25 protein-coding genes are annotated in these 22814 nt (G+C 71.1%); 11 read left to right on the forward strand and 14 right to left on the reverse strand.

Annotated features, from left to right (window positions below; genetic code table 11):
* Positions 1 to 6: 6 nt before the first annotated feature.
* The gene (locus IG99_RS22820) at positions 7 to 1080 is read left to right on the forward strand and encodes an adenosine deaminase (protein WP_037676711.1); all 1074 of its coding nucleotides are present in this window, start codon (positions 7 to 9) and stop codon (positions 1078 to 1080) included.
* Here the strand turns inward: IG99_RS22820 and IG99_RS22825 are convergent.
* Complete coding sequence (locus IG99_RS22825; RefSeq protein ID WP_158973224.1) at positions 1068 to 1577, reverse strand: mycothiol transferase; 510 nt, start codon at positions 1575 to 1577, stop codon at positions 1068 to 1070. The genes IG99_RS22820 and IG99_RS22825 overlap by 13 nt on opposite strands.
* Before the next feature lie 102 nt (positions 1578 to 1679).
* Here IG99_RS22825 and IG99_RS22830 point away from each other — a divergent pair, with 102 nt between their 5' ends.
* Both IG99_RS22830 and IG99_RS22835 read left to right on the forward strand, forming a co-directional pair.
* Positions 1680 to 2132 (forward strand): ATP-binding protein, encoded by a 453-nt coding sequence (locus tag IG99_RS22830; protein ID WP_158973225.1) that lies wholly within the window; start codon positions 1680 to 1682, stop codon positions 2130 to 2132.
* A gap of 21 nt (positions 2133 to 2153) precedes the next feature.
* On the forward strand, positions 2154 to 2438 hold the full coding sequence (locus IG99_RS22835) for a hypothetical protein (protein WP_037676715.1): 285 nt from the start codon (positions 2154 to 2156) through the stop codon (positions 2436 to 2438).
* A 71-nt stretch (positions 2439 to 2509) separates the two neighbouring features.
* Here IG99_RS22835 and IG99_RS22840 read toward each other — a convergent pair whose 3' ends face one another.
* Positions 2510 to 3424: a LysR family transcriptional regulator gene (locus IG99_RS22840; RefSeq protein ID WP_037676716.1), complete on the reverse strand. Its 915-nt coding sequence runs from the start codon at positions 3422 to 3424 to the stop codon at positions 2510 to 2512.
* Positions 3425 to 3537: 113 nt separating this feature from the next.
* Between IG99_RS22840 and mgrA the strand changes: the two genes are divergently transcribed.
* The gene (gene mgrA, locus IG99_RS22845; protein ID WP_037676717.1) at positions 3538 to 4533 is read left to right on the forward strand and encodes an L-glyceraldehyde 3-phosphate reductase; all 996 of its coding nucleotides are present in this window, start codon (positions 3538 to 3540) and stop codon (positions 4531 to 4533) included.
* A 474-nt stretch (positions 4534 to 5007) separates the two neighbouring features.
* Here the strand turns inward: mgrA and IG99_RS22850 are convergent, their stop codons facing one another.
* Positions 5008 to 5295, reverse strand: a complete 288-nt coding sequence (locus tag IG99_RS22850; RefSeq protein WP_037676718.1) for a DUF1905 domain-containing protein — start codon at positions 5293 to 5295, stop codon at positions 5008 to 5010.
* A gap of 308 nt (positions 5296 to 5603) precedes the next feature.
* On the opposite strand from IG99_RS22850, the gene IG99_RS22855 reads away from it, so the two are divergent.
* The gene (locus IG99_RS22855) at positions 5604 to 6014 is read left to right on the forward strand and encodes a hypothetical protein (protein WP_037676719.1); all 411 of its coding nucleotides are present in this window, start codon (positions 5604 to 5606) and stop codon (positions 6012 to 6014) included.
* Positions 6015 to 6094: 80 nt separating this feature from the next.
* Positions 6095 to 8437 (forward strand): ABC transporter ATP-binding protein/permease, encoded by a 2343-nt coding sequence (locus IG99_RS22860; RefSeq protein ID WP_037676720.1) that lies wholly within the window; start codon positions 6095 to 6097, stop codon positions 8435 to 8437.
* 89 nt (positions 8438 to 8526) lie between these two features.
* Here the strand turns inward: IG99_RS22860 and IG99_RS22865 are convergent, their stop codons facing one another.
* A complete protein-coding gene (locus IG99_RS22865; protein WP_037676805.1) occupies positions 8527 to 9783 on the reverse strand; it encodes a streptophobe family protein in 1257 nt (418 codons plus the stop codon).
* A 226-nt stretch (positions 9784 to 10009) separates the two neighbouring features.
* Between IG99_RS22865 and IG99_RS22870 the strand changes: the two genes are divergently transcribed.
* Complete coding sequence (locus tag IG99_RS22870; protein ID WP_037676721.1) at positions 10010 to 10474, forward strand: ATP-binding protein; 465 nt, start codon at positions 10010 to 10012, stop codon at positions 10472 to 10474.
* Between the two features lie 134 nt (positions 10475 to 10608).
* Here the strand turns inward: IG99_RS22870 and IG99_RS22875 are convergent, their stop codons facing one another.
* Entirely contained in the window at positions 10609 to 11496 is an 888-nt protein-coding gene (locus tag IG99_RS22875; RefSeq protein WP_037676722.1) for an RNA polymerase sigma factor SigF, read from the reverse strand.
* A gap of 274 nt (positions 11497 to 11770) precedes the next feature.
* Between IG99_RS22875 and IG99_RS22880 the strand changes: the two genes are divergently transcribed.
* A complete protein-coding gene (locus tag IG99_RS22880) occupies positions 11771 to 12175 on the forward strand; it encodes a helix-turn-helix domain-containing protein (RefSeq protein ID WP_037676723.1) in 405 nt (134 codons plus the stop codon).
* 21 nt (positions 12176 to 12196) lie between these two features.
* Here IG99_RS22880 and IG99_RS22885 read toward each other — a convergent pair whose 3' ends face one another.
* Entirely contained in the window at positions 12197 to 12799 is a 603-nt protein-coding gene (locus IG99_RS22885) for a ClpP family protease (protein WP_037676725.1), read from the reverse strand.
* Between the two features lies 1 nt (position 12800).
* Complete coding sequence (locus tag IG99_RS22890; RefSeq protein WP_037676726.1) at positions 12801 to 13439, reverse strand: ATP-dependent Clp protease proteolytic subunit; 639 nt, start codon at positions 13437 to 13439, stop codon at positions 12801 to 12803.
* A gap of 220 nt (positions 13440 to 13659) precedes the next feature.
* Between IG99_RS22890 and IG99_RS22895 the strand changes: the two genes are divergently transcribed.
* The gene (locus IG99_RS22895) at positions 13660 to 14142 is read left to right on the forward strand and encodes a VOC family protein (protein WP_037676727.1); all 483 of its coding nucleotides are present in this window, start codon (positions 13660 to 13662) and stop codon (positions 14140 to 14142) included.
* Positions 14143 to 14497: 355 nt separating this feature from the next.
* Here IG99_RS22895 and IG99_RS22900 read toward each other — a convergent pair whose 3' ends face one another.
* The 4 genes from IG99_RS22900 to IG99_RS22915 all read right to left on the reverse strand — a co-directional run bounded on the left by IG99_RS22900 (position 14498) and on the right by IG99_RS22915 (position 19116).
* Complete coding sequence (locus tag IG99_RS22900; RefSeq protein ID WP_037676729.1) at positions 14498 to 15376, reverse strand: geranyl diphosphate 2-C-methyltransferase; 879 nt, start codon at positions 15374 to 15376, stop codon at positions 14498 to 14500.
* 50 nt (positions 15377 to 15426) lie between these two features.
* Positions 15427 to 16488 carry a family 2 encapsulin nanocompartment cargo protein terpene cyclase gene (locus IG99_RS22905; protein ID WP_037676730.1) on the reverse strand — a complete coding sequence of 354 codons (1062 nt, stop codon included), beginning with the start codon at positions 16486 to 16488 and terminating at the stop codon, positions 15427 to 15429.
* A complete protein-coding gene (locus tag IG99_RS22910) occupies positions 16485 to 17927 on the reverse strand; it encodes a family 2B encapsulin nanocompartment shell protein (protein WP_037676731.1) in 1443 nt (480 codons plus the stop codon). Before IG99_RS22910 ends, IG99_RS22905 begins: the two co-directional genes overlap by 4 nt.
* Positions 17928 to 18108: 181 nt before the next feature.
* Positions 18109 to 19116, reverse strand: a complete 1008-nt coding sequence (locus tag IG99_RS22915) for a zinc-binding alcohol dehydrogenase family protein (protein WP_199815580.1) — start codon at positions 19114 to 19116, stop codon at positions 18109 to 18111.
* 177 nt (positions 19117 to 19293) lie between these two features.
* On the opposite strand from IG99_RS22915, the gene IG99_RS22920 reads away from it, so the two are divergent.
* Positions 19294 to 20088, forward strand: a complete 795-nt coding sequence (locus tag IG99_RS22920; protein WP_037676734.1) for a VOC family protein — start codon at positions 19294 to 19296, stop codon at positions 20086 to 20088.
* 31 nt (positions 20089 to 20119) lie between these two features.
* Positions 20120 to 20830, forward strand: a complete 711-nt coding sequence (locus tag IG99_RS22925; protein ID WP_037676735.1) for a ribonuclease H family protein — start codon at positions 20120 to 20122, stop codon at positions 20828 to 20830.
* 24 nt (positions 20831 to 20854) lie between these two features.
* Here the strand turns inward: IG99_RS22925 and IG99_RS22930 are convergent, their stop codons facing one another.
* The 3 genes from IG99_RS22930 to melC1 all read right to left on the reverse strand — a co-directional run bounded on the left by IG99_RS22930 (position 20855) and on the right by melC1 (position 22605).
* Positions 20855 to 21307: an SRPBCC family protein gene (locus IG99_RS22930; protein WP_037676736.1), complete on the reverse strand. Its 453-nt coding sequence runs from the start codon at positions 21305 to 21307 to the stop codon at positions 20855 to 20857.
* Between the two features lie 75 nt (positions 21308 to 21382).
* Positions 21383 to 22207, reverse strand: a complete 825-nt coding sequence (gene melC2 / locus IG99_RS22935; RefSeq protein ID WP_037676737.1) for a tyrosinase MelC2 — start codon at positions 22205 to 22207, stop codon at positions 21383 to 21385.
* Positions 22208 to 22239: 32 nt separating this feature from the next.
* Positions 22240 to 22605, reverse strand: coding sequence for an apotyrosinase chaperone MelC1 (gene melC1 / locus IG99_RS22940; protein WP_037676738.1), 366 nt, complete (start codon positions 22603 to 22605; stop codon positions 22240 to 22242).
* Positions 22606 to 22814: the final 209 nt, after the last annotated feature.

Below are 22814 nucleotides of genomic sequence, written 5' to 3' on the forward strand. Positions count from 1 at the left end.
CCCGCCATGATTGCTACGCGCGTAGACTCCGATGTGATCCGCCGCCTCCCGAAGGCCGTCCTGCACGACCACCTCGACGGCGGCCTGCGCCCCGCCACCGTGGTCGAACTCGCGGACGCGGTCGGGCACACCCTGCCGACCACCGACCCGGACGAACTCGCCGCCTGGTACGTCGACGCCGCCGACTCCGGCGACCTGGTCCGCTACATCGCCACCTTCGAGCACACCCTCGCCGTCATGCAGACTCGCGAAGGCCTGCTGCGCACGGCTGAGGAGTACGTCCTCGACCTCGCCGCCGACGGCGTCGTCTACGGAGAGGTGCGCTACGCCCCCGAGCTGATGCTCCAGGGCGGGCTCGTCCTGTCCGAGGTCGTCGAGACGGTGCAGGAGGGCCTCGCGGCCGGCATGGTGAAGGCGGCCGCCGCCGGCACCCCGGTCCGGGTCGGCACCCTGCTGTGCGGCATGCGGATGTTCGACCGCACCAAGGAGACCGCCGACCTGGCCGTCGCCTTCCGGGACGGGGGCGTGGTCGGCTTCGACATCGCCGGCGCCGAGGACGGCTTCCCGCCCGCCGACCACCTCGCCGCCTTCGACCACCTGCGCCGCGAGAACGTACCGTTCACCATCCACGCCGGCGAGGCGCACGGCCTGCCCAGCATCCACCAGGCCCTCCAGGTCTGCGGCGCCCAGCGCATAGGCCACGGCGTCCGTATCACCGACGACATCCCCGACCTCGCGGTGGGCAAGCTCGGCCGCCTCGCGGGCTGGGTGCGCGACCGCAGGATCGCCCTGGAGATGTGCCCGACCTCCAACCTGCAGACCGGCGCGGCCACCTCCATCGCCGAGCACCCGATCACGGCCCTGAAGGACCTCGGCTTCCGCGTCACGCTCAACACCGACAACCGTCTGGTGTCGGGGACGACGATGACCCGCGAGATGTCCCTCCTGGTCGAGCAGGCGGGCTGGACGGTCGAGGACCTGCGCACGGTGACGGTCAACGCCCTCAAGAGCGCCTTCATCCCGTTCGACGAGCGCAGGGCGCTCATCGAGGACGTGGTCCTTCCGGGTTACGAGGTCTGAAGGAGCCCCCGGGCGTAGGCGGCCTGTCCGACGTGCTGGAGGTCGTCGGACAGCACGCTCACCAGCCGTACGCCCAGAGTGACCGGTGGATCCCAGCGCTCGTCCACGACGCGCTCCAGGTCCGCGGCGGTCAGCCCGCGCAGCGCCTTCAGCGTCTGCTCGTGCACGGCGTCGTAGTAGCCGGTCAGCAGGTCGCCGGAGTCCACCCGTACCTTGGCGACCTTCGACGGGCTGTGGCCGTACCCGGTGTCATGGCGCGGCAGGCCGAGGCCGAAACGCTTCTCCCAGTCCTGTGACAGCCATACCTGCTCGAGGTCGAAGGCGTCCGCGAGGTGGTCGTCCTGCACCCGGGTGAGGTGCCAGGCCAGCCACGCGATCGAGTTGGCGTCGTCGGAGGGCCGGGCGTGCAGCTCGTCGGTGCCCAGGTCCTCGACGACCGCGTGGACCTCTTCCCGGATGCGGTTGAAACCGTCGATGAGGATGTCCTTTGCATGCATGCGTCCACCATCGCGCATCGGGTCCTCCCATGCGCACCGTATCCTTGTGGATCTTGACGAACACATATGGGGAACCCGTCCACGCATATGACCCTTTGACAAATGACCACTTGGGCGGGCGAGGTGGCGCGCGTGCCGTGCGGGCACCGCGCCGGGGAGTGGGGCATGGGAAAGAGCGGTACCCCAGGGGCGCCCGAGGGCGGTGGCCGGTTACGCGGTCGCCTGGGTACGGCGCGGGACCGGGCGTTCGTGGGCGGGGAGGCGGAGACGGCGCACTTCCGTGGCATGCTGGCCGGGGTCGCGCCGCCGGTGCTCTTCGTGCACGGCCCCGGCGGGATCGGGAAGTCCACGCAGCTGCGCCGGTTCGCCCGGGAGGCGGCCGCGTCGGGGCGGCCGGTCGTCGAGGTGGACGCCAGGACGACCGCCCCGAGACCGGAGGGCTTCCAGCGGGCCGCCGCCGACGTGCTGGAACTGCCGAACGCCGTCCTGCTCGTCGACACGTTCGAAATGTGCCAAGGGCTGGAAGGCTGGCTCTGGGAGCGGTTCCTGCCCTAACTCCCGCTGGACGCACTCGCCGTGCTGGCCGGACGCACGGCTCCGGACTCCCGCTGGACCGCGGACACGGGCTGGGCGGACCACCTCGCGGTCGTACGCCTCAACGCGCTGTCGCGGGACGACGCCGTCACGCTCCTGAACCGACAGGGCGTCCCGGCCCGTGTGCACGGTGAGCTGCTGGACTTCACGGGCGGCAATCCACTGGCGCTCTCCCTCGCGGCCGCTGTGACGGTGGCACCGAGGCGCGGGGCCGTGGCGCGGCCGACGACCGCTCCCGGACGCGCTGGACACCTGACCAGAACGTGATCGCGGCCCTGCTCTCACGCCTCGCGGACAACCAGCCGTCCCACCAGCGGGTGGGCGAGAGACGGATCAGGTCAGGAGAGGCGCGCCCCGTCGTGGGGTGTCGCCGGCCCCTCCCTTTCCAGCAGGGCCATCAGGGCGCGCGCCGCCGGGCTGGTGGCCTGGGCGGGTGGCAGCAGGGCGACCGTCTCGTACACCGTCTCGTCGGTGCCCTTCACCGGCAGCGCGGTCAGTGACGCGCGCTTGTGCCGGAAGTGCCGGGGTACGACGGCGATGCCCAGGTCCTCGTCGACCAGGTCGAGCAGGCTGTGCACGTCGTTGACCTCCAGGGCCACCGTCCGCCGCACGCCCGCCGCGGCGAACGCGGCGTCGGTGGTGCGGCGCGGCCCCCAGTCCGGGTGGAAGTCGACGAACACCTCACCGCCCAGATCCTCCGGCGTGACGGCCGCGCCGGTGGCGGCCAGCCGATGGCTCGGATGGCACAGGACCGTCATCGGTTCGCTGGTCAGCGACACGGATCTCAGCTGGTCGGTGTCCTCCTGGGTGCGCACCCCGAAGGCCAGGTCGAGCCGCCCGGCCGCGACTTCCTCCGCCAGCGCCCCCGAGCCCGCCTGCCTGAGGCAGATCTCCACATCCGGGTGCTGCCGCCGGAACGCGGCAAGGAGCCCGGCCACGTCGACGCCGGCGATGCACTGCTCGGAGCCGAGCGCCAGCATGCCGCGCAGCACGCCCTGCACCGCGGCCACCGCCTCGTGGGCCGCCCGCACCTGCGCCAGGATCCGCTCCGCCTCCACGAGCAGCGCCCGCCCGGCCGGGGTCAGCGTCACCCGGCGGGTCGTGCGCACGAACAGCGGCGCCCGAAGCTCCCGCTCCAGCGCGCGGATCGACGCCGACAGGCCCGACTGGGACACCATCAGCCGTTCCGCCGCCCGGGTGAAGTGCTGGTCCTCGGCGACGGCGACGAAGTGCTGGAGATGACGCAGTTCCATGACTGAGAAGCGTATCCGCTCAATCCCATCCGATTCTTCTGTTGGACCACTGGCCGCAGGTCGCGAAAGAGTGGTGCTCGGATTTACCTCGTGCCAACCCCTCAGGAGTCGCGTTGTACACCGCACACCCCGACCGCTATGCCGACATGCCCTACCGGCGCACCGGGCGCAGCGGCCTGAAGCTCCCCGCGCTGTCGCTCGGCCTGTGGCACAACTTCGGCCCGGACCGCGCGGTCACCACCCAGCGCGCCATCCTGCGTCGCGCCTTCGACCTCGGCGTCACCCACTTCGACCTGGCCAACAACTACGGCCCGCCGCCCGGCGCCGCCGAGTCCGCATTCGGCGAGGCCCTCAAGGCGGACTTCGCGTCGTACCGCGACGAGCTGATCATCTCCACCAAGGCGGGCTACCTGATGTGGCCCGGCCCGTACGGCGAGTGGGGTTCGCGCAAGTACCTGCTGTCCTCGCTGGACCAGAGCCTCACCCGGATGGGCCTGGACTACGTCGACATCTTCTACTCGCACCGCCCGGACCCGGAGACTCCCCTGGAGGAGACGATGGGCGCGCTGCACTCCGCGGTCCAGCAGGGCAAGGCGCTGTACGTCGGCATCTCCAACTACTCCGCGGAGCAGACCCGCGAGGCCGCCCGCATCCTGGGCGAGCTCGGCACCCCGCTCCTCATCCACCAGCCGCGCTACTCGATGCTCGACCGGCGACCCGAGGACGGGGGCCTGCTGGACGCGCTGGACGAGCTCCAGGTCGGTTCCATCGTGTTCTCCCCGCTGGAGCAGGGCCTGCTCACCACGCGCTACCTCGACGGCATCCCGGAGGACTCGCGGGCCGCGAGCGACAGCCCGTTCCTGAACTCCGACGCGCTCACCGAGGAACTGGTGGGCCGGCTGCGCACCCTCGACGACATCGCCAAGTCGCGCGGCCAGACCCTGGCCCAGATGGCCCTGGCGTGGGTCCTGCGCGGCGGCCGAGTCACCTCCGCCCTCGTGGGCGCGAGCAGCCCCCAGCAGATCGAGGACAGCGTCGGGGCCATCCGGAACCTCGACTTCGACGCGGACGAGCTGGCCCGCATCGACGCCGCAGTCCGGTCGGCATAGCGCCCATCGACCACGACGCCTCCCGCACCCGCCCGCCTGTCCGTGCGGGGCCTGCGGCGCAGGCGGCGTGTCGGTGGGTGGCCTCCCGAGTTGGTGCGGGTGCTCCGGCCCAGGCGGCCTGTTGGTGCCGGCCTCCCGCCCCGGCGGCCTGTTGGTGCGGGGCTCCGGCCCCGGCGGCCGCTTGTTGGGTGCGGGGCCTCTCCCGAGGTGGCCTGTTGGTGCGGGGCCTCCAGCGCAGGCGGCTTGTTGGTGCGGGGCTGCGGTACCCGGCCGCTTGTTGAGTGCGGGGCCTCCCAGAAAGGCCGCCTCTCGGTGCGGGTCTCCTGCGCCCAGCCGCCTTCGGGCGTGGCATGCTTCCCGTACCCAGCCGCCTGTCAGGCGCGGCGGGTCTTCTGCGCCCAGCCGCCTTCGGGCGTGGCACGCCTCCCGTACCGAGCCGCCTTCGGGCGTGGCATGCTTCAGCCGCCGGGCGGCTCACGTGTCCAGGCGCTCCTCCAGGCGCACGGTCACCGTGTCACCCTCCTCCTTCCCGATCGCCCTGCGCACGTCGGCCTTCACGGGCAGCTTGTGCGTCCCGTCGCCCAGGGCCATGAACGAGCTCCGGAACGGATGCCCGTCGATCGTGCCGCGGACCTTGACCAGGCCGCGGGTCCCGAAGAACTCCACGGACTCGGGCCAGACGAGATACGTCCAGCCGCCCTTGCTCGGGCTCCTGCGCAGGACGGCGGTAAATTCCGCGTCCACCTCTCCGGTCGTGACCATGGGGCCTCCGCTCCTCTGTGGCTCGTCCACGTGTCCTCACCCACACAGACCCCTGTGCCCGGCGGAACTCATCGCTCCCTCCGCTCGTCACTCGGCGTGATCACCGGCCGGCCCCGACGGTGCTCCCGAATGGCCCGTCACGATCCGGCCACGACAATCACCGAATATGCCAAGAGACTGGCCAAAAAGTCATGGTGACACTGTGTCAGGAGTGGCGATACTCAAAGTAGGGACTGTTGAAAGCCAGACGAGCCGCACGGGAAGCGAGGCCGCACCGGCAAGCGATCGACGCATCGGGGGAGTGGGACGTGCACGACGAATTCCTGTGCCATGTCACGGCGTACGGCATCTGCGACGGCCGCCGCATCGGGGTACCGCTGGGGACGTACCGGGCGCCCACCCTGGCCCTGGCCCTGTGGTGGCTGCGCGACCGGGCCTCCTGGATGGCCGAGCGGCTCGACCCGCGGCCGGGGAGCGGACACTTCCCGCCCGGTGCGCTGGTCCCGGTCCTCGACACCGCGCCCGACGTACCCGCCCTGCTGCGCGCCTGGTGCGCCGACGTCGACCGGCAGGAACTGGTCGCCGACCAGCTGGCCGCCGGACGCCTGGTGCGGATCGCCGTGAGTGACGAGACCACCGAGTACGAACTGCTCGCCGAGTCCGTCGACGCGCTGCGCATGCAGCGGGTGGTCCCGGCCCTGGTCATGCCCGTGGCCTGACCTCGCGGCGCGTTCCCACGGACGGCCGCCCGGGGTGTTCAACCCGGTCGCGTGTACGGGCGAATCGATAGAATCCTGGCATGGCGGAGCGGCCTCTCGCCTCGACCGCGCCCGAGCTCGTGCTGGAGACCGAGACGGGCTCCGTGGTGATGAGCCCGAGCCAGACCTACCGCGTCGGCCGCGACCCGCTCAGTGACATCGTCCTCGACGATGTCCGGATCTCCTGGCACCACGCGGTCCTCAGGCCGGACGGCGACCACTGGACGCTGGCGGACGAGCACAGCACCAACGGCACCTATACCGACGGGCACCGCGTCCACGAGCGGGACGTCGGCCCCGGCAGCGTGATCCGCTTCGGCAGCCCCACGGACGGCCCGCGCGCCGTCCTGGCCGACCGCCCCCTGCCGACGCCGCAACCGCTGTCCGCGGTCTCCCGTCCCGTACTGACCGGAACGTACCGGCGGCCCACCTCCGTACGGCCGCTGCCCTCCCGCGCCGTCCGCATCGGCCGCGCCGCGGACAACGACCTCGTCCTCGACGACCTGATCGTCTCCCGCCGCCACGCCGAGCTGCACTTCCTGCCGTACGGCACCTACGAGATCGTCGACCTCGGCAGCCACAACGGCACCTACCTCAACGGACAGCGCGTCGAGGACCGGGCCCGGATCGGCCCCGGGGACATCGTCGGCATCGGCCACTCGGCATTCTGCCTGGTCGGCGACCAGTTCCAGGAGTACGTCGACACCGGCGAAGTCTCCCTCGACGTCCAGGACATCACCGTCGTCGTCGACCACGGCCGCAAGGCGCTGCTCGACCGGGTGACGTTCCCGGTCGGGGAGAAGTGCCTGCTCGCGGTGGTCGGCCCGAGCGGCGCCGGCAAGTCCACCCTGCTGAACGCCCTCACCGGGCAGCGTCCCGCCGACCACGGCACCGTCCTGCACGACGGCCGCGATCTCTACCGCGACTATGCCGAGCTGCGCCAGCGCATCGGCCTCGTCCCGCAGGACGACATCCTGCACACGCAGCTGACCGTGCGCAGCGCCCTGTCGTACGCCGCCGAACTGCGCTTCCCGCAGGACACCGCCCGGGCCGAGCGCCGGGAGCGGGTCGACGAGGTCATCGGCGAACTGGGCCTCGAACAGCGGGCTGGGCAGCCCGTGCACAGCCTCTCGGGCGGCCAGCGCAAGCGGGTCAGCGTCGCCCTCGAACTGCTCACGAAGCCGTCGCTGCTCTTCCTCGACGAGCCGACCTCCGGACTGGACCCCGGCATGGACCGCTCGGTGATGCACATGCTGCGCGGCCTCGCCGACGACGGCCGTACCGTCATCGTCGTCACCCACAGCGTCCTCAGTCTCGACGTCTGCGACCGGCTCCTGGTGCTCGCGCCCGGCGGCAGGATCGCCTACTACGGCCCGCCCCAGGAGGCCCTCGTGTTCTTCGGCTTCACCCAGTGGCCGGAGGCCTTCGAGGCGTTCGAACGGGACACCGAACGGGACTGGGCCGGGGAGTACCGCGCCTCGCGCTTCCACCGCCAGTACATCGCCGACGCGACCGCGCAGCCCCGCCTGCCCCGCTCCGGCCCGGTCATCATGACCCCGCCGCCCCGGCCCCACAGCCACGGCGCCCAGCTCGGCACCCTGGCCCGCCGGTACACCGCCGCGCTCGCCGCCGACCGCGCCTTCCTCGTCATCATGGTCGCGCTGCCCTTCGTGATGGGCACCATGGCCCGCGCCCTGGCCGGCGGCTCGCTCACCCGGGACACCGCGATGAACGCCCTGCTGATCCTGTGCGTCGGCGGTGTGCTCACCGGCGCGGCCAACGCGGTGCGCGAACTCGTCAAGGAACGCGTGATCTACCAGCGGGAGCGGGCCGTGGGCCTGTCCAGATCGGCCTACCTGATGTCCAAGGTCGTGGTGCTGGGCACGGTCACGGTCCTGCAGGCCGTGGTGCTGACCCTGGTCGCCCTCTACGGCGTCGACCTCAACGCGCCGGGCGCGCACGGCGTACTGTTCCCGCCGCTCGTCGAGATCACCGTGGCCGTCGCTCTGCTGGCCTTCACGGCGATGATGCTCGGCCTGCTCGTCTCCGCGCTGGTGCGCAGGGAGGAGGTGACGATGCCGCTGCTGGTGCTGCTCGCCATCGTCCAGGTGGTCTTCTGCGGCGCCCTGCTGAAACTGGACGGCGTGCCCGGACTGGCGCAGGCGGCTTGGCTGGTGCCCTCACGATGGGCGCTCGGTGCGATGGCCGGGACCATCGACCTGGCCCGGATCGTCCCCGGCGACCTGACCGGCGACCCGCTCTTCCGGCACTCGACAGGGGTGTGGTTGCTCGACATCGCCATGCTCGTCGTCCTGTCGGCCCTCTTCGGCTACGGGGTCTCCCGGCTGCTGCGCCGGCGCGAACCCGTCGTGATGCGTGAGTAGGCAACGGGACATGGGCGCCGCGTGTCGGCTGCCGTGGAGGACCTCACGGCCGGCGGCCTGGACGGCGAGTCGTTCCCGCGCCGTACACGTCAGCTTCCGTCAGTCTCGCCCCGGTGCCGCACCCCTCGGGCGAGCAGCCCGCCCAGGAACCCGGTGACCAGCCCCCACAGCAGGGCGAGACCCACGGCGGCCCAGGTCTCGGGGCGCAGGAACAGCTTCCCGGAGAGACCGCCCACAAGGTCCTCGATGCCGAGCACCGACAGGCCGAAGTGTGCGTCGACGCGGCCGACCAGGCAGATCATGAGGACCGTGAGGGCGAGGGCGACCGCCATGTGCAGGGCGTGCTGCCAAGGGCGGGTACGGGCCGGGGAGCGGGCCGCCATCACGAACGCGGCGGCCAGCAGCAGCGCCGCGTCGACGGCGACGAGCCACCACATCCGGGCGTCCTGTTCGGCCAGCGTGCGCAGATCCAGCGTGGCGGTGTCGCGGGAGCGCAGCACCTCGTCGAGCACGTGCGGCATCGGCAGCCCGAACGGGCCTTCCACCTGTCCGTTCCAGGTGGCGCCCAGGCCGATCGTCAGCGCGAGCCAGACCAGGTTCGGCAGGCCGAGCAGCAGCACGGCCAGCGTCTCCACCGGATGGCCGCGGGTCACCGCGACGACGAGGCCGACGACGACGCCCAGGGCGACGCAGGCGAGCAGCAGGGCGACCATGGCGTACGCGGCCGGGCGGACCGACTCCTGGAAGCGCAGCAACCGGGCCGGCAGGGGCGCCCCGCGCGCGACCACCAGGGCGAGCAGCAGGACGGCGGCCAGCCACAGCAGGCCGAAGAACAGGGTCGGTGGTACGTCCGTGGTGAAGCCGACCTTCGGGGTGACGCCGAAGACGTCACCGAGCTCGTCGAGCGTCTCGTCGCCCACCGAGAGCGTGAAAGTCTGGCGGGCGCCGAAGGACAGCGCCAGGAGCGCGAGCAGCCACACGAGGGTGATCCGGGCCGCCCAGCCGGCGAGTTCACCGGCACCGGCGACGGCACGGTGCCGCAGCGGCCGTAGGAACCCCGCGGCGATCACCAGGGCGCCCGTCAGGGTGACCGACAGTGGGATCACGGTCAGCCCGGCCTCGGTACCGGCGAGGTCCCCGGCGTTCCCCGAGAGCTCCACGGTGCCTCCGACCGCGGTGACCACGGTCGCGGCGACGACGCGAGGGAACGCCCCGTCCGGCAGGTCGGCGGCTCCCGCCGCCCACAACCCCAGCGCTGCCACCACCCCCATGGCGACCATCCCCGCCAACGCGGATCCCCCGGCCCGCACCCAACCGTGCCGCGCCCCCACGGGTACGGACCGCATCACCGAACGCACCCTGCCACGCTAAGCACCCCGGCCTCCCCCCGCCCGCCGAGCGCCCCCGGGGAAGGGTCCGACTCCCCGTCGACGTCGCAGGAGTCGCCGGGAACGTGAATCGCAACACATGTTCGACGAGGGCGTAACCGTCACTGGAGTGTCCGGCCCGGCTCGGGGTACGAGCACCAGTGCAGCAAGCGTCCGGCCAGGCCGGCCTCCGAGAGAGAAACGCATGATCGAGCACCTGGACGGGGCAGTGGTACCGACTGGTTTCGATGTGCCCGTGGACCCGCTCCGGCGGGCGGCGCACTATACCGGTGAGCCGGGATGCATCGCCGAGGCGCGCACCTTCGCCGCGCACTTCGTCGACACGCTCAAGACCGAGTGGTGCGCCAGGATCGACGAGCGCCTGGGCGGTGACCTGCTGATCGTGGTGAGCGAGCTGGTCACCAACGCGGACCGGCACAGCAACGGCCCCTACATCCTGGAACTGGAAGGCACCGACGACGCGGTCACGGTGAGCGTCTACGACAGCAGCGTCGCCCTGCCCCTGAAGTTCCCACGCGACCCCCGACGGGTGGGCCGGCACGGTCTGGAGATCGTCCACGCGCTGGCCGCCCAGGTCAGCGTGGAGCGCGTACCGGTCGGCAAGCGCGTCAGCGCGGTGGTACGGCTGGCGGGTCCGGACGCTGAGTGAACCGCCGTGGCACGCGTAAGGCAGACCGGTGCGCGCGGGCACGAGGGCACCAGGACCGCCGATGCCGTCCCACCTCTCCGGCATTCGAGCTTTCGAGTGGGACGGCACACGTGACTTCGGGGGAGGCCGACGCGTCAGGCGCAGCCGAGTTCGCCGAGCATTCCCTCACGCAGTCGCGTGATGATGCGCTTGATCAGGCGGGACACATGCATCTGCGAGCAGCCGAGCCGTTCGCCGATCTCCGCCTGGGTGGCCTCTTCCACGAACCGCATGTGAATGATCTGCCGGTCGCGTTCGCTGAGCTCGGCCATGAGCGGGGCGAGGGACTGGAAGTCCTCGACGAGCCGCAGCCCCTCCTCCTCCACGCCGATGAAGTCGGCGAGGACCGCCTCGCCGTTCTCCGGGCCGTCGCCGGTGAGCGCGGCGTCCAGCGATGAGGAGTTGTATCCGTTGGCGGCGATCTGGGCCTCGATCACCTCGTTCTCGGAGAGGTTCATGAGTGTGGCGAGCTCCGCCACGGTCGGCTCCCGATCGAGACGGCTGGCGAGTTCGTCACGCGCCTTGGCCAGCTCCACGCGCAGCTCCTGAAGCCGGCGCGGGACGTGCACCGCCCAGGTGGTGTCGCGGAAGAACCGCTTGATCTCGCCCACGATGTACGGAAGCGCGAAGGACGTGAACTCGACCTCACGGGCCAGCTCGAACCGGTCGATGGCCTTGATCAGACCGATCATGCCGGTCTGGACGATGTCCTCCATGTCGTCCCCGCGGCCCCGGAAGCGACCGGCCGCGAAGCGCACCAGGGAGATGTTCATCTCGATGAGGGTGTTACGGGCGTACTGGTATTCGTGCGTACCCTCTTCGAGTTCCGCGAGACGCCGGAAGAACTGCCTCGACAGCTCTCGCGCGTCCCGCGGCGCCACGCTCCGCGGTTCCAGGACACCGGGCAGTGGTCCGCCACCCGTGCTGGTGCCGGCGGTCTTCTCGACGACCTGTGCCTCCGACCCGATCACGGCGGTGTGCATTACCTCTCCCTAAAGTCACGGTTCGACGCGTACTTCTTCCGCTGAGCAACGAAGGGCGCGTGGCCCTCTGAACCGCGAATACCCGGGGTTCCGCTTCGCATGCCCCCTGACTTGTGAGAGTGGCAAAAAATCGTCGCTCAGCCCCGTCGCAGTTTCGCACGGCGTCGGCCGGGGTGGCGAGTGACCGGACACGGGCCGGAGGTTTCGTCCGATTCCACCGAGGGCGGAACGCCGACACGGCCCCTACGGCGGACCGGGCTCCTAGGCTGAGGGAGTGACGAGCCAAGCGACCGACCGAGCCCGTGTCATCCCCCTGCGCCCCGCGGCCGCGCCGAAGAACACCGCCGCCCGCCCCGCTGCGCCGGCCCCCGCACCGGCACCCCGGGAACCCCTCTGGCGCGACCTGATCGGTGACGTCCTGAGGCGTGAACGCCTCGCCCAGGAACGCACCCTGAAGGACGTGGCGGACGCCGCCCGGATCTCCATGCCCTATCTGTCCGAGGTGGAGCGCGGCCGCAAGGAGGCCTCCTCCGAGGTCCTCGCGGCCGCCGCCCAGGCCCTCGGCCTGGGCCTGGGCGACCTGCTGTCGCTGGCGCAGAGCGAACTCACCCGACACGCCGTGAGGAGCCGCCGCCCCTCCACGACGGCGCATCACGGGCCGCTCTGCCTGGCCGCCTGACGAGCCCCGCCGGCCGGCGCCTCAGACCATCACGGGGCGCCGGCTCAGCACCTCGTCGGCCAGCCCGTACGCCACCGCCTCCTGCGCGGTGAACACCTTGTCGCGGTCCATGTCCGCGCGCAGCGTGGGGATGTCGTGGTGGGTGTGCCGGGCCAGCACCTCCTCGACCTGGGAGCGGATCCGCACCATCTCCTGGGCCTGGAGCGCCAGATCGGAGACGGTGCCCTGCCGTCCGCCACTGGCGGGCTGGCCGAGCAGCACACGCGCGTGCTCCAGCACCAAACGCCGCCCGGGGTCCCCTCCGGCCAGCAGCACGGCCGCCGTCGAGGCCGCCTGCCCGACGCAGAGCGTCGAGATCGGCGCCTGCACGAACGTCATCGTGTCGTAGATGGCCATCAGTGAAGTGAACGATCCGCCGGGCGAGTTGATGTAGATCGAGATCTCCGTGTCCGGCGCCGTCGACTCCAGATGGAGGAGTTGCGCGATGACGACGTTGGCGACACCGTCGTCGATCTCCGTGCCGAGGAAGATGATCCGCTCCGACAGCAGCCGGCTGAACACGTCGTAGGACCGCTCGCCCTGCGGGGTCCGTTCGACGACGTTCGGAATCGTGTAGCTCCCCATGTCACAGCCCCATCCGTCGTCGGGCGGACGCGGGGCGCACGTCGGTCATCGACTCGACGACCCGGTCCACGATGCCGTACTCCCTGGCCTCCTCGGCCGTGAACCAGCGGTCGCGGTCGCCGTCCCGGGCGATGGTCTCCGGGGTCTGACCGGTGTGGTCGGCGGTGATCCGCTCGATGGTCCGCTTGGTGAACTCCAGGTTCTCCGCCTGGATCTCGATGTCCGCGGTGGTGCCGCCGATCCCGGCCGACGGCTGGTGCATCATGATGCGCGCGTTCGGCAGCGCGTACCGCTTGCCGGGCGCCCCGACGGACAGCAGGAACTGGCCCATGCTGGCCGCGAACCCCATGGCGAGCGTCGAGACGTCGTTGGGGATCAGCCGCATGGTGTCGTAGATGGCGAGGCCGGCGTGCACCGACCCGCCCGGGCTCTGGATGTACAGGCCGATGTCGCCGCGCGGGTCCTCAGCCGACAGGATCAGCAGCTGGGCACAGACCCGGTTGGCGGAGACCTCGTCGACCTGGGTGCCCAGGAGAATGACGCGCTGGGCGAGGAGTTGGGCGGCCAGGTGGTCGTCGAAGCGGGTCGGAGGGGTGTCGCCCTCCTCGGCCCGCGGGGCGAGCGCGGTGAGTGGAGTCATCGGTTCTCCTCGTGGTCGTGGGGATGCCGTCGACTTCACTCTTGACCCCGGGCGCCGCCCGCACCCCGTTTCTCTGCCCGGGGCAGATTCGCCACGGGCAGAGCGCGCCCTCAGCGCTCGGTGGCAGGGCCATTCGGATCAACCGGCGCCCCGACCGATGAGTTCCGGAGCGAGGATCGGTCGATACAGGTGACCGTGTTCCACGCCCCAGGAGGTACCCATGACCACCGACGGTTTCACCACATGTCTCTGGTTCGACGGCCAGGCCGAGGAAGCCGCCCACCACTACGTTTCGATCTTCAAGAACTCCAGTGTCGGGAAGGTCACCCGCTACACCGAGGCCGGACCGGGCACCCCCGGCTCCGTGCTCACCGTGGACTTCACGGCGAACGGCCAGAAGTTCGTCGCGCTGAACGGCGGCCCGGAGTTCAAGTTCAACGAGGCGATCTCCTTCCAGATCCACTGCGCCGACCAGGAGGAGGTCGACCACTACTGGAACAAGCTCCTCGAAGGCGGCGGCGAGCCCGGCCCCTGCGGCTGGCTCAAGGACAAGTACGGCGTGTCCTGGCAGGTCGTCCCCACCGAGCTGATGGAGATGGTCACCGGACCCGAGAAGGAGAAGGCCGCCCGGGCCATGAAGGCCATGCTGGAGATGGGCAAGCTCGACATCGCCGCCCTGAAGAAGGCGTACGACGGCGAGTGACCCAGGCGTGCGGGGGAGAGTGATCGGCGTCGTCCGCGCCCACCTCCTCGCGGAAGGTGGCGCGGTCCGACGCCGGCAGCAGGTTCCAGGCCACGATCAGGTCCACGGCGGGATCGCCCACGCCGACACCCTGCCCTCCAGCTGGGCGATCGCCGAGCGGGTGAACTCGTCCCGTGTCGATCCCGCGCACGGCGCTGCGCGGGATCGCGTCCGTCCGGCCGGCGGTACACCGACCAGGGCCATGGGAACCCCGCGCCGGCCCTGGCCCGCCCCACCGGCTCGGGCGCCGCTGTGGACACCGAGTCGCCGACCGGATTCAACGCTCCGTCAGTCCCTGAGCCGCCTCCCCGGTAGCTCAGACCCGGTCGGCCGCGATCAGCAGGTACTGGAAACTGCCGTTGCGGTAGGCGGTCAGGAACGTCTCCTCGATTCCCGTGACCAGGTGCTGGGCCTCCTTGCGCAGCTCCCAGTAGGGGACGGCCGCCGCCGTCAGGTCCTCCACGTGCACCGGCACCAGCCGGTTGCGGGCCATGGCCCGGAAGTACGCCGAGCGCGGATGGATGTCGCAGATGTAGTGGGCGTTGATCAGCGACACCTCACGCGAGGCCTGCCCGTAGGTGTCGTTGTAGCAGCCGGTGATCACCACGTACCGCCCGCCGCGGCGCAGGAGCCGCGCGTGCTCGGCGAACAGCAGGTCCAGCTCGACGTACATGGACGACTCGTTGTTCCAGGACGCCGTGTACGCGCCGCTCGGCAGGCCGGTGTCGAGCATGTTGCGGTGGTGGTAGCGGACCTTGGCGTCGATGTCCCGTTTGCGGGCCTGCTCGCCCGCGAACTCCGCCTGCTTCGCGGAGATCGTGACGCCGTCGGCGTGGCAGCCGTAGCGCAGGTGCGCCACCACGCTGCCGCCGCCGCGCCCACAGCCGGCGTCGAAGACGCGGTCGGCGGGGCCGAGCGGCCCGAGATGCCCGGCGAGCAGTTCCGCCTGGGCGTGCTCCAGGCGGTGCAGCTCGGCGGTGATCCGGTCCCGGCGCACCCCGGCGTCGGGTTCGTCGAGCACCGACCAGTCCGCCTCGCCGATGCCGTAGTGGTGGTGGTAGAGGTCGTCGATCCTCCCGAGTTCGAGGTTGACCGGGTTCTCCTCGGCGTTCCAGTAGTCCGCGACACGGTTCTGGTACGTCGACTGGGTCGGGACGGGTACGTTCCTGGTGCCGGCGTCGGGGGTCGTGGTCAACGGTCACTCCTCGTGCTGATGCGTATGACGGTGGGGCGGGCGGCGCTCGTTCACCAGTAGTCGGGCAGGTGGTAGCGGTGGGTGTTGGTGGCGTGCCACTCGTGGTTTCCGGCCACCCAGTCGGACAGACCCCGGGCGTAGCGCTCCACGAGCGGGGAGGTGGCGGACAGCAGGGCCGACTCCTCCTCGAAGGCCGCCATGATCTCGTTGTGGATCTCGACGGACCGCAGATAGGCGGCCTTCAGTCCGCACCGCTCGTTCGCGGCCACGACCTGCGGCAGGTTGAGGTGGGTGGGGTCGCTCGCCAGCTCCCTGGTGAAGGAGTACAGGTCGTTGACGATCGTGGTGGCGTTGCAGGCGAGCGCGGTGACGCGCTGGATCTCCGGCCGGGCGTAGACGTGCTCGGGCAGCTCGTAGCCGTCCACGGCGTCGACGATCGACAGACACGGCCGGAAGCTGTTGAACTGCCGCATCACCAGGTACTCCCAGACCCGGGGCCGGTACCGCGTCTCCGCCCACGCCGCCTCGGCGACGTACCCGAGGTGCAGCCGTGCGATGTCGTGCACGAACCGGTCGACCTGGCTGGGAGTGGCGACGGCCGCGTAGTCCTTGACCGCCCCGTGGTACGCGCGCAGCGGTCCGTCGGCCTGGACACCGCGCGCCCACTCCTCCTGGAGCGCGGGCGGGCCGTGGAAGGGGTCGAGCGCCGACTGGGCGGTGATCAGCCGGCCTCCCAGGCCGCGGTGCGCTCCGCCCCGGCCCTCGTCCTCCTCGCAGTAGCAGTTGTCGACGATGTTCTCGGCGAGCAGCAGCTTGCCCGCCACGGTGAGGCGTTCCATGTCGGCCGCCCCCGGGTGCTGGAGGACCACCGCCCGGCCGAACTGGAAGTCGGCGAAGTCCCCCTTCCATGCCTCGGGGAACAGCTGGAGCCGCCGGGCCCAGGCCTCCAGCCTGCGGTCGAGCTCCGCCGCCTTCCCGGGATCGGCCGGGGCGACCTGTCGGTGGCGCAGCCCGGGGACCGCCCCGCCGCGCCGGGCCCGCAGGGTGCGGGCGAGATTCGGCGGCCCGGGCAGCGGCGGCGCGGCGGCGGGGGAGCGGGGAGCCGTACTCATTCGGCCGTCCGGCCGATCTGGACGTTCTCCAGGACCCCGACCGCGTCGGGGACCAGGATCGCCATCGAGTAGTACGCGGTGACCAGGTAGCGGATGATCGCGTTGCCGTCGATGCCCATGAACCGCACGTTCAGACCCGGCTGGTACTCCTCGGGGATACCCGTCTGGTACAGGCCGACCGCGCCCTGGTCACCCTCCCCGGTGCGCAGCGCGATGATGCTGCTGGTGTGCTGCTCGCTGACCGGGATCTTGTTGCACGGGAAGATCGGCACGCCCCTCCAGGCCGGGATCTCGTGCCCCTCGACGGTCGCGGTACCCGGCACCAGACCGCGCCGGTTGCACTGCCGGAAGAAGGCCGCGATGGCCTTCGGATGGGCCAGGAACAGCTTGGTCTTGCGGCGCATCGACAGCAGCTCGTCCATGTCGTCCGGGGTCGGCGGGCCCGTGAAGGTGCTGACGCGCTGCCCGTGGTCGGCGTTGTGCAGCAGCCCGAAATCCCGGTTGTTGACCAGCTCCCACTCCTGGCGCTCGCGGATCTCCTCGATGGTCAGCCGCAGCTGCTGCTCGGTCTGGTTCATCGGGTCGTTGTAGAGGTCGGCGACCCGGGTGTGGACCCGCAGCACGGTCTGGGTGAGCGACAACTCGTACTCGCGCGGGGTGAGTTCATAGTCGACGAAGCCGCCGGACAGCGTCGGCTCGCCCATGTGACCGGCCTGCACGGGGACGTCGGCCTCGCCCTTGCGGTTCATCGGCCTGCTCTGGCGCTCCGCGTAGGCGTCCAGGTGCGCCGCGAGGGAGGGCGCGCGTCCGGCGAACTCCATCAGGGTGTCCCAGGACAGCACCAGTACCACGCCCGCGGTCTCCGCCCGCACCGAGCTGAGCCACAGCGGATCGGCCCGGCCGACGGCCTCGTCGCCCAGCCCGGCGCCGTCGGTGACGACCCCGAGGACCTCCTCCCCGCCGTACTTGCCGGTCACGAAGCGGGTGAAGCGGCCGTGCACGACGAGATACGCCTCCGTGACCGGCTGACCGGCCTCGAACAGGAGCTGCCCGGCCCGGATCTCCCGGACCCGGAAACGGGTGGCGATCTCCCTCAGGACGTCGCCGTCGGGGTAGCCGCGCAGCGCCGGCAGCTCGGTCAGTGATTGCGGGATGACCCTGATGTCGTCGGCGCCGTTGTGCTCGAAGTGCACCCGGCCCCGGCCCACCCGGATCTGCAGACGCCGGTTGACCCGGTAGGCGCCGCCCCTGACGTCCACCCACGGCAGCATCCGCAGCAGCCACCGCGAGCTGATGGCCTGCATCTGGGGTTCGGACTTGGTGGTCGTGGCGAGCCGCCGCGCGGCCTCGGTGCTGAGACTGGTGAGCTGACCGCCGGCAGCGGGCTCGGGGGCGGGTTCGTCAGTGGCGGGACCGGTGGCGCTGTCCGGAGTGGACACATTCCCTCCCGGGAGAAGAACAGAGGTGAGCGACGCGGTCATACGCGTGCTTCCAGGCAAGCAGCGGCCGTGGCGGTCGGGTACGGCGTGAAAGGGGCGGCTTCGGGCCCTGGAGGTGCCAAACCTCGCTGATGAGGCGGAGGGAGCGTGGCGGCCGGCGCCGTACGCCGGAGGGCGGCGCTCAGGACAGGTCGTTCACCAGTACGGCGGCCCCGTCGAAACGTCCCGCCTTGAGATCGGCCAGCGCCTGTCCGGCTCGCGACAGCGGATAGGGGTGCGTGGTCGCGCGTACGCCGTGCCGGGCGGCCAGTGCGAGGAACTCCCGCCCGTCCGTGCGGGTGTTGGAGGTGACGCTGCGCAGCTCCTTCTCGTAGAACAGCTCGCTCTCGTAGCGCAGCGGCGGTACGTCGCTCAGGTGGATGCCCGCGACGGCCAGCACCCCGCCCCGGTCCAGGGCCCGCAGCGCGACCGGCACCAGGTCGCCGACGGGAGCGAACAGGATTGCGCTGTCCAGCGGCTCGGGCGGCGCCTCGTAGGCGTCACGCGCGGAGGCGGCGCCCAGGTCGAGCGCCAGCCGCCGCGCCGCCGCCCCGCGCGTCAGGACGTGCACCGTGGCGCCCTCGGCCAGGGCCACCTGCGCGCACAGGTGGGCGCTGCCGCCGAAGCCGTACAAACCGAGCCGCCCGCCCGGCGGCAGGGCGGCGCGGCGCAGCGCGCGGTAACCGATGATGCCCGCGCACAGCAGCGGCGCGAGCGTCACGTCGTCGACGCCGGCGGGCAGCGGGTAGGCGAATGGGGCGGGCACGGTCGTGTACTCGGCGTAACCACCGTCGGTGTCCCAGCCGGTGTACCGCGACGCCGGGCACAGGTTCTCCGCCCCTCGGGCGCAGTACGGGCAGCTCCCGTCCGTACGGCGCAGCCAAGCCACCCCCACCCGGTCGCCGAGCGCGAACCCGTCCACCGCCGGTCCACCCCCCGCCACCACCCCCACCACCTCGTGCCCCGGCGTCACACCCGGCCGGCGCACCGGCAGGTCTCCCTCGGTGACGTGCAGGTCGGTGCGGCACACCCCGCACGCGCGCACCCGCACCAGCAGTTCGTCCGCGCCGGGCACGGGCACCGGCTTCTCGACGAGCCGCAGCGAGCCGCGCTCGACCGGCCCCGGCGCCGCCACCGACCACGCGCGCATCGTCCCGTCCGCCATCTCGCCGCCCCCGTCCTGCCTCGGACTTCCAGTCTGGTGCGGAAACCGACATTCAGCGCGCGAGCGGGACAAGTGGTGACTAGCGTGAGGATTCGGACAAGCCATCGGGCATCCCAGGGGGACGGCCCTTCGGCGACGCATCGACCGGGAAGGGGCCGCGCCATGGCCGCACAACCCGCAGGAGCCCCGTGCTGGGCCGACGCGATGTTCAGTGACGTCGAGGGGGCGAAGAGCTTCTACGGCGACGTCCTCGGCTGGACCTTCGGCGAGCAGTCGTCGGAGTACGGCAACTACACCCAGGCCTACGCCGACGGCAAGGCGGTCGCCGCCGTCGTACCGCCGATGCCGGGGCAGGAGGGCCACTCGCAGTGGTGTCTCTACATCGCCTCGGACGACGCGGAGGCCACCGCCGCCCGGATCCGCGACAACGGCGGCGAGGTGCTGATGGGGCCGATGCAGGTCGGCGACTTCGGCACGATGGTCCTGGCCCGGGAACCCAGCGGCGCGGTGTTCGGCGTGTGGCAGGCGGGCCGGCACGAGGGGTTCGAGGCGACGGGGGTGCCCGGCGCGTACGCCTGGGCCGAGGTCTTCACGCGCGAGCCCGAGAAGGTGGACACGTTCTTCCCGGCCGTCTTCTCCTACCGGGCGCGGCAGTTGCAGGACGACACGATGGACTTCCGCATGTTCCAGGTCGGCGACACCATGGCGTTCGGCCGGATGAGGATGACCGACGACTTCCCGCCCGAGGTCCCGCCGTACATCAACGTCTACTTCACGGTCGCCGACTGCGACGACGCGGTCGCCAAGGCCACCAAGCTCGGCGCCACCCTGCGGTTCGGGCCGATGGGCACCCCCTACGGCCGGTTCGCGGCCCTGACCGATCCGCAGGGCGCGAACTTCTCGGTGATCGACGTCACCACCACCGAGGGTGAGATGCCGAAGACCACGGACGTCTGACCGACGGCGAGACGCCCTCTGACGTCATGGCATGATCGTGCCCATGCGTGAACGTGTGGTGGCCGCGTGCGACGGGGCCTCGAAGGGCAATCCCGGACCGGCCGCCTGGGCGTGGGTGGTCTCCGACGACTCCGAGGCCCCGGCCCGCTGGGAGGCGGGCCCGCTGGGCAGGGCCACCAACAACGTCGCCGAACTCACCGCGTTGGAGCGGCTGTTGACGGCGACCGAGCCCGATGTGCCGCTCGAGGTCCGGATGGATTCGCAGTACGCCATGAAGGCGGTCACCACCTGGCTGCCCGGCTGGAAGCGCAACGGCTGGAAGACGTCCGCGGGCAAGCCGGTCGCCAACCAGGAGCTCGTCGTCCGTATCGACGAACTGCTCGACGGACGCGACGTCGACTTCCGCTACGTCCCCGCCCACCAGGTCGACGGCGACCCGCTCAACGACTTCGCCGACCGCGCCGCCAGCCAGGCGGCGACCGCCCAGCAGGCCGCGGGCAGTGCCCTCGGATCGCCCGAGCCGCCGCCCTCGCCCGACACCCCTGCCGCCGGCACGACACGCCGCCGCGCCGCCGGGGCGAAGGCACCCCGACAGCGCGGCGGCGGTTCGTCGGCCCGCACGATCAAGGCGAAGTTCCCCGGCCGCTGCGTGTGCGGGCGCACCTACGCGGCCGGGGAACAGATCGCCAAGAACGACCAGGGCTGGGGTCACCCGGAGTGCCGGACGGCAGCTGTGGGGTGACCCCGGCAGCGGGGCATGGGCCGGTCAGGTGACCACGCCGCGCCAGCCGCCGGTTTCACGGCCGCGCTCCTCGATGAACTCCTTGAAGCGCTTGAGATCGCCCTTCGTCTGCCTCTTGACGAACCCGAGCTTGTCACCGACGGTCTCGGCGATGCCCTCGGGCTCGTAGTCCAGCTGGAGCATCACCTTGGTGTGCTCCTCATCGAGGCGGTGGAAGGTCACGACACCGGCCTGCCGTGCCTCACCGGCGACAGTCGTCCAAGCGACCCTCTCGTCCGGGATCTGCTCGGTGATCTCCGCGTCGAACTCCTTGTGCACGCCACTTATGTCCGTCACCCAGTGTGTGAGCGTGTCCGTGCGCTGCTCCACGCGCGACACCCCGCTCATGAACTCCGGGAACGTCTCGAACTGCGTCCACTGGTTGTAGGCCGTGTGCACGGGGACTTCGACCTCGATGGATTCCTCGACCTTCGTCACGGTCGTCTCCTCCTTCGCTCTCTCGGGTACGTCGCCGCGAGTACCCCTGACCTGCGAGGCAAACCGTTCCGTCACTCAGTCCGTGTCGAACGTGTAGTGCGGGGTGTGGTCCAGCAGATCCGCCGGAGCCGTGTCGTTCCACGGCTTCATCCGCTCGTCGAGATCGATCACGTCCGGCGTCCCGGCCGCCGGGACGTAGCCCGAGCCGGGGTGCCGGCGCTGCCACTCGGCCCACAGCTTGTCGACGTAGGCGTGGTGGAGCCAGAACACGGGGTCGTTGGGGGAGACTCCGGTGGCCATCTGGCCGCCGACCCAGACGTGCACCCTGTTGTGCAGGTTCACGCCGCGCCAGCCCTCCAGATGATTGCGGAAGCCGTCCGACGCGCTGTTCCAGGGCGCCATGTCGTACGTCGCCAACCCCAGCACCGACTCCACCTCCCGACGGGTCGGCAGCTCCCGTACGGCGCTGCCCAGTGAGCGGCGCAGAAACGTACGGCCGTCGACGCGCACGGTGATCGGCCAGTTCCCGGTGGCGGCGGCGAACGGGCCGTCCATCACCCGGCCGTCCAGGGCGCGCCCGGTGCCGCCGAGGAAGTCCGGGGCCCACAGGGAGGCCCGGGCGGAACGGTCGGCGGACCAGTCCCAGTACGGGAGCGCGACCGAGGAGTCCACCGACTGCAGGGCGCGCTCGAACTCCAGCAGGAATCTGCGGTGCCACGGCAGGAAGGACGGTGAACGGTGGCCGGTGCGCTCGCCGTTGTCGGTGTCGCCGAGGATGAAGGCGTTGTGCGTGGTGACGAAGGTGTCGTAGCGGCCGCTGCGCTTCAGCTCCAGGACGGCGGCGACGAAGCGGCGCTTCTCGTCGGTGGTCAGGGCGGCCTGGTTCTTGCGGACGGTCATCTGCGGATGCTCCAAGTACGGTCGTGCGGCGGTCAGTTCGACGGGAACGGCAGCAGTCGGGCGCCCTGGAGCTCGTCGACGGCGGCGCGGGCGGCGGCGCGCGGGGTGGGCACCGGGTCGTAGTGGCTGACGACGCTGATCCAGGTCCCGTCGGCGTTGCGCATGACGTGCAGCTCCACCCCGTCGACGAACACGGCATACTCGGCGCCGTGGTGGTGATGACCGCCCCCGGCCCGCGGCCGGCCCTGTATCCGGCGGCCCTTGTAGACCTCGTCGAACGACTCGGGTGAGCCGTGCGGGTGTTCCGCGGCCACCGCGGCCGCGGCGGGGACGCCGGTGGTGGTGGCGACGACGGCGGCCGCGGCGGTGAGGGCGCGTCGGCGGGTGAGTTCGGGCATGCGGTATCTCCCAAAGGGGTGTTCGACAGGTGACTCCGCATGCCTATCGAGCGCGCCGGGAGGGGGAGAAATCGGCCGGAGTCGGTTGGCTCCGATCCGGACAATTACCTACATGTCATACAGCATTGAACAAAGTTGATCTTGCTGTCGGCGGACGCCCGTGACGCCGGGAAGGGGCAATTCCTGCCCCTGGCGGCGGATTTCCGGAT

The sequence above is a fragment of the Streptomyces griseus subsp. griseus genome (assembly GCF_000720255.1).
Taxonomy (GTDB): domain Bacteria; phylum Actinomycetota; class Actinomycetes; order Streptomycetales; family Streptomycetaceae; genus Streptomyces; species Streptomyces griseus_I.

Coding starts and splice junctions, on each gene's coding strand:
- IG99_RS22820 (WP_037676711.1), top strand. CDS start 7: ATGATTGCTACGCGCGTAGACTCCGATGTGATCCGCCGCCTCCCGAAG.
- IG99_RS22825 (WP_158973224.1), bottom strand. CDS start 1,577: ATGCATGCAAAGGACATCCTCATCGACGGTTTCAACCGCATCCGGGAA.
- IG99_RS22830 (WP_158973225.1), top strand. CDS start 1,680: ATGACCACTTGGGCGGGCGAGGTGGCGCGCGTGCCGTGCGGGCACCGC.
- IG99_RS22840 (WP_037676716.1), bottom strand. CDS start 3,424: ATGGAACTGCGTCATCTCCAGCACTTCGTCGCCGTCGCCGAGGACCAG.
- IG99_RS22850 (WP_037676718.1), bottom strand. CDS start 5,295: ATGGTCACGACCGGAGAGGTGGACGCGGAATTTACCGCCGTCCTGCGC.
- IG99_RS22860 (WP_037676720.1), top strand. CDS start 6,095: ATGGCGGAGCGGCCTCTCGCCTCGACCGCGCCCGAGCTCGTGCTGGAG.
- IG99_RS22865 (WP_037676805.1), bottom strand. CDS start 9,783: ATGCGGTCCGTACCCGTGGGGGCGCGGCACGGTTGGGTGCGGGCCGGG.
- IG99_RS22870 (WP_037676721.1), top strand. CDS start 10,010: ATGATCGAGCACCTGGACGGGGCAGTGGTACCGACTGGTTTCGATGTG.
- IG99_RS22875 (WP_037676722.1), bottom strand. CDS start 11,496: ATGCACACCGCCGTGATCGGGTCGGAGGCACAGGTCGTCGAGAAGACC.
- IG99_RS22885 (WP_037676725.1), bottom strand. CDS start 12,799: ATGGGGAGCTACACGATTCCGAACGTCGTCGAACGGACCCCGCAGGGC.
- IG99_RS22890 (WP_037676726.1), bottom strand. CDS start 13,439: ATGACTCCACTCACCGCGCTCGCCCCGCGGGCCGAGGAGGGCGACACC.
- IG99_RS22895 (WP_037676727.1), top strand. CDS start 13,660: ATGACCACCGACGGTTTCACCACATGTCTCTGGTTCGACGGCCAGGCC.
- IG99_RS22905 (WP_037676730.1), bottom strand. CDS start 16,488: ATGAGTACGGCTCCCCGCTCCCCCGCCGCCGCGCCGCCGCTGCCCGGG.
- IG99_RS22915 (WP_199815580.1), bottom strand. CDS start 19,116: ATGCGCGCGTGGTCGGTGGCGGCGCCGGGGCCGGTCGAGCGCGGCTCG.
- IG99_RS22920 (WP_037676734.1), top strand. CDS start 19,294: ATGGCCGCACAACCCGCAGGAGCCCCGTGCTGGGCCGACGCGATGTTC.
- IG99_RS22925 (WP_037676735.1), top strand. CDS start 20,120: ATGATCGTGCCCATGCGTGAACGTGTGGTGGCCGCGTGCGACGGGGCC.
- melC2 (WP_037676737.1), bottom strand. CDS start 22,207: ATGACCGTCCGCAAGAACCAGGCCGCCCTGACCACCGACGAGAAGCGC.
- melC1 (WP_037676738.1), bottom strand. CDS start 22,605: ATGCCCGAACTCACCCGCCGACGCGCCCTCACCGCCGCGGCCGCCGTC.